Origin of the sequence: Corallococcus llansteffanensis, assembly GCF_003612055.1 — a bacterium.
Taxonomy (GTDB): domain Bacteria; phylum Myxococcota; class Myxococcia; order Myxococcales; family Myxococcaceae; genus Corallococcus; species Corallococcus llansteffanensis.
Genome location: NZ_RAWB01000754.1, coordinates 1 through 4,049, shown reverse-complemented (window position 1 = coordinate 4,049; position 4,049 = coordinate 1). Strand labels below are relative to the sequence as shown.

The window sequence follows — 4,049 nt, the reverse complement described above, 5'->3', positions numbered from 1 at the left end:
CCTCCGCCCCCGCCGCCGAGCCGCAGTACCTCGTCATGACCGGCGGCTCGCCCTTTCTGCGCGCCATCGGCTTCGTTCGCCGCGCGGACGGCGAAGCGCTCCCAGGCTTCGTCAACCTCTCGGTGTCGAAGATGGCGACCCTCACGCTCCCCACCGAGCCGGGCCAGTACGAGTTCCGCTTCCAGACCCGCAACGGCACCGGCGACTTCAAGCTCGCCCAGCGCACCGAAAACGGCTCGCCTCGCAACGTGCGCGACTTCGAGATGGAAGCCTCGGGCGCCGTGCAGACATACCGCTTCAGCATTCCCTGAGTCGCCGTCCACACTCCTGGTCCTTCAGGCGCGGGCCCCAACCCCGCCCCGCCTGAAGCCGGGATGCCCGCCTGGTCACTGATCAACGAGCGCTGCGTATTCCCCCCGCATCGCGCTGGCGCAGGCCCTTCCCACGCCTGCTCCACGACCAGCACGCGCACCCCTCAAGGCAGGCCATGTCCGATTGCATAGCTTCATAGGCAGTCGTGCAACGGAATACATGAGCCAATCACGCCAGAGGAGGTTGCGACATGGGCAGCATCATGGAAGAGGAACGTCTGAAGAACCCTGGCTTCTACAATGAGGGCCAGTCCGCGTCGTCGTCGATGGCCGGTGACCGGGCGGGCATCAAGCAGGAGGGCAAGGAGCAGGTGAAGCGCATTGGCGGTATCACGCGCCAGCGCGCCTTCTCCCAGGTGGACTCCCGCAAGGGCGCCCTGGTGGAGAGCCTGAACGGGTTCGCCAGGCAGCTGGAATCCATCTCGTCCCAGGGTGATGTGCAGGTTCCGCAGCAGCTGATCGGCAGCGCCGTGGGCTTCGTGCGCAAGGCGTCCGACACACTGGAGCAGAACTCCACCGAGGAGCTCCTGCGGCAGGCGCAGACGAAGATGCGCGAGCGTCCAGGTGTGGCGCTGGCGGGCTGTGCACTGCTCGGCTTCGTCGCCGCGCGCTTCCTCAAGGCGTGAAGGTGAACCATGGAAACCTATTCCTCACGAACCCGTCCTGATCAGGACGGCGCTCGGGACACCGGGCAGCTGGGCGAGCAACCGCTCGGGAGCCTGGTCTCCGAGTTCCTTGAGCAGGGACGTCACCTGTTGCGGGCGGAGTTCACGCTCGCGCGCACGGAGATGCGCTCCGAGGCGAAGAAGGCCGCGGCTGGCGGCGGGATGCTCGCCGCGGGAGGTGTGGTGCTCTTCCTCGGCGCCATGGCGCTGGTGGCCTTCCTGGTCATCGCCCTCGCGGGGGTGATGCCGCTGTGGGCCAGCGCACTGCTGGTGACCGTGTTGCTGATCGCCTCCGGGGTGGGCATCGCCATGGTGGGAGCGAAACGACTGAAGGCGGTCCACGCGCCTCGGAAAACCATCCAGACCCTCAAGGAGGACAGCCAATGGGCGAGCACGACGATGCGCTCCGCGAAATCGCAGATGCACGGGCACGCATGAGCGTGCTGGCGGAGGAGCTCGGCCGCCGCGCGAACCCCGAGCTGCTGAAGGCCCGCGCGAAGGAGTTCGCGCTTGAGAAGAAGGAAGAGGTGACGGAGCACGCGAAGCACCTCGCCCTGGAGAAGCGCGACGAGCTGAAGCAGCAGGCCCGGGACAAGGTGCTCGACTGGAAATCACACGCAAAGGAGACGGCGATGCGCAAGACGTATGAGTGGACGGATGAAGCCACCCACACACCCCGTGGCCTGGGGCTGCTGGGCGCGCTGCTGGGCGCGGGGGTGGGGTCCATGTTGATGAAGCGAGCCTTCCGCTCCCGTATCGAGGAGCGCCGTGCCTACGACGAGCGCGGCTACGACGAGCGCGGCTACCGGGTCCAGGGCTACGAGCGGGTGCCGGTGCGCTACTACGGGCGCGATGAGCGCTACGCGGAGTCCGAGCGCTACGGCGCCTACGGGTCCGGCCGGGACATCCCCTACCCTGAATACGACACGTCCCCCGGGTACAACGCGGACGTCGGCGAGCGCGGCAGCGAGGGCGCGAACCTCAAGGACCGCGCGGCGGACGCGCTGCACTCAGCGAAGGAGTCGGTGGGCAGCACCGCGGAGGGCGTGAAGGAGCGCGTCCATGGCGCGGCGGACACCGTGCGCGAGCGCGTCCATGGCGCGGCGGACACCGTGCGCGGGCGCGTCCATGACGCCAGCGACGTCGTTCGCGATCGCGCCTCGCACCTGCGCGAGCGCGTGCCGTCGGGCCAGGAGCTCCGCGGCCGCACCTCGGAGTGGTACGACCGGGCCCTCCAGGAACAGCCCCTGGCGCTCGCGCTCGGCGCGGTGGCGCTGGGCATGCTCACCGCGAGCCTCCTGCCGGTGTCCAACAAGGAGCGCCAGCTCCTGGAGCCCGCCAAGCGCCGCGCGCAGGAAGGCCTGTCGCAGCTGGGTGACCAGGTGAGCCAGAAGCTGGAAGGCAGCGACACGTCGCAGGACGAGGAGACGGCCCTCGCCGGCCCCACCTCGATGGGCACGAGCGCCGGAATCCCACCGCTGCCGCCGCTGGATCAGATTGCCCCCAAGGTGCACTGAGCACCGCCCGCCGCCGTCGTGCGCCTTGCACGGACGGGGGCCTGAAGGAAGGCATGTAGCCCTTTGAAGCGTGGGGTCTTCCCGGTCCGTTGTCCTGGCCCGGGAGCCCCACCTCAGGGCAGGGGAAGCAGTCGGGAGAGTATCGCGAGGCCGGGCGCTTCCAGCGGGACGCGCCCGCGCAGCGCGGCGAACAGCGACCAGCCGTGGTCCGCGAGGAGAACAACCCCCACGTCCGCCGCCGGCGCGAAGCCCAGGAACCCCACGAAGCCCCCCATCACCGACGAGCGCCAGACCACCGCGTGCCCGCGCACCTGGGAGACATTCCAGCCGAGGCCCCAGCGCACGCGCCCTGAGTCCACGCGAGGCGCATGCGTCAGCTTCAGGGCGCGCACGAGCCCGGGCTCACCGCGGCCCAGGTTCGCGTCGAGGAAGCGCAGCAGGTCGCCCGCGGTGGAGTGCAGCGCGCCCGCTCCGGGGAGCGCGGGGAAGGTCCACGGCGCCACCGGCCTGCCGCGCGCGGTGTGCCCGGAGAGCAGCCGGGGTGCCTGCTCGTCGGAGACCCTCGCCGTCGTGTCGACCATGCCCAGGGGCTTGCAGAGCAGGTCCCGCAGCGCGTGCCCGTAGTTCAACCCCGCGCGCCGTGAGAGCGCATGGCCGAGCACGCCCATGCCCAGGAAGGACTCGGCCGGGGGGCGCGGCGATGGGCGCTCGGGGTGGTAGCCGCGGAGGAACTCACCGAAGAGGCCCGCGGAGTAGCGACCGAAGGGATCCTCCGGGTTCTGCGCCGCCGCGCCCAGGTTGGGCGGCAGGTGTGGCAGGCCGGAGGTGTGCGTCGCCAATTGCTCCAGCGTGATGCGACCCGCGACCTCGTCGACCAGCAGCGCCCGGGGGATCAGCTCCGACAGCGGCGTGTCGAGCCGCAAGTCCTGTCGGCCCACCATCACCGCGAGCAGCGCCGCCGTGAAGACCTCCGTGAGCGCGCCCAGCGAGAACACCGCATCCTCCCGCGGAGGGGGCCCCTTTCCGCGCAGCCCCTGCACGAGGTGCGCGCCCTGGAGGGTGAGGCCCGCGCACAGGGACGCGGAGCGGTAGCCGCGCAGGTAGCGCCGCGTCTCCGCGAGGAGGAGTTCGGAGGGAGTCGGCATGGGGTGGTGGGGCTCTTACGGGTCCCCTCCCGCCTTCTTCACGTACACCAACACCGGCCGCCTGCCTCCACATCTCACGCAGGCGAAGATATCCAAGTCTAACATCCTCCTCAGGAGCTCGGCGGAAAGTCCACTCGCGGCGTCCTCTCCTGCCTCGCAGCTGGCTGGGGCGCTACGCTCGCCTCCTCCACACCTGCTTGGGGAAGCAGGCCCATGAGGCGTTCGAACGGCACGAGACGGTGGGGCGGGTTGTGCTCGTACCGCCGTAGTCGCGCGCAGCTGAGAAACGGGGGAATTCAATTCGTTCGGTGTTCTAGGTCGTTCCCCCCGCAGTCGGCGGAAGGAGGGGAG

5 protein-coding genes are annotated in these 4,049 nt (G+C 69.8%); 4 read left to right on the top strand and 1 reads right to left on the bottom strand.

The window, feature by feature from the left end; translation table 11 throughout:
• The 4 genes from D7V93_RS45485 to D7V93_RS39560 form a co-directional block, all read left to right on the top strand.
• A partial coding sequence (locus D7V93_RS45485; RefSeq protein WP_158623965.1) for a hypothetical protein occupies positions 1-311 on the top strand: 311 nt, incomplete at its 5' end.
• 251 nt (positions 312-562) lie between these two features.
• The gene (locus D7V93_RS39570) at positions 563-997 is read left to right on the top strand and encodes a hypothetical protein (RefSeq protein WP_120648215.1); all 435 of its coding nucleotides are present in this window, start codon (positions 563-565) and stop codon (positions 995-997) included.
• A 9-nt stretch (positions 998-1,006) separates the two neighbouring features.
• Entirely contained in the window at positions 1,007-1,474 is a 468-nt protein-coding gene (locus tag D7V93_RS39565; RefSeq protein ID WP_244237783.1) for a phage holin family protein, read from the top strand.
• Entirely contained in the window at positions 1,471-2,553 is a 1,083-nt protein-coding gene (locus D7V93_RS39560) for a hypothetical protein (RefSeq protein WP_120648214.1), read from the top strand. The genes D7V93_RS39565 and D7V93_RS39560 overlap by 4 nt, the downstream gene beginning before the upstream one ends.
• Before the next feature lie 113 nt (positions 2,554-2,666).
• On the opposite strand, the gene D7V93_RS39555 is transcribed toward D7V93_RS39560, so the two are convergent.
• Positions 2,667-3,698 (bottom strand): serine hydrolase domain-containing protein, encoded by a 1,032-nt coding sequence (locus tag D7V93_RS39555; protein ID WP_120648213.1) that lies wholly within the window; start codon positions 3,696-3,698, stop codon positions 2,667-2,669.
• Positions 3,699-4,049: the final 351 nt, after the last annotated feature.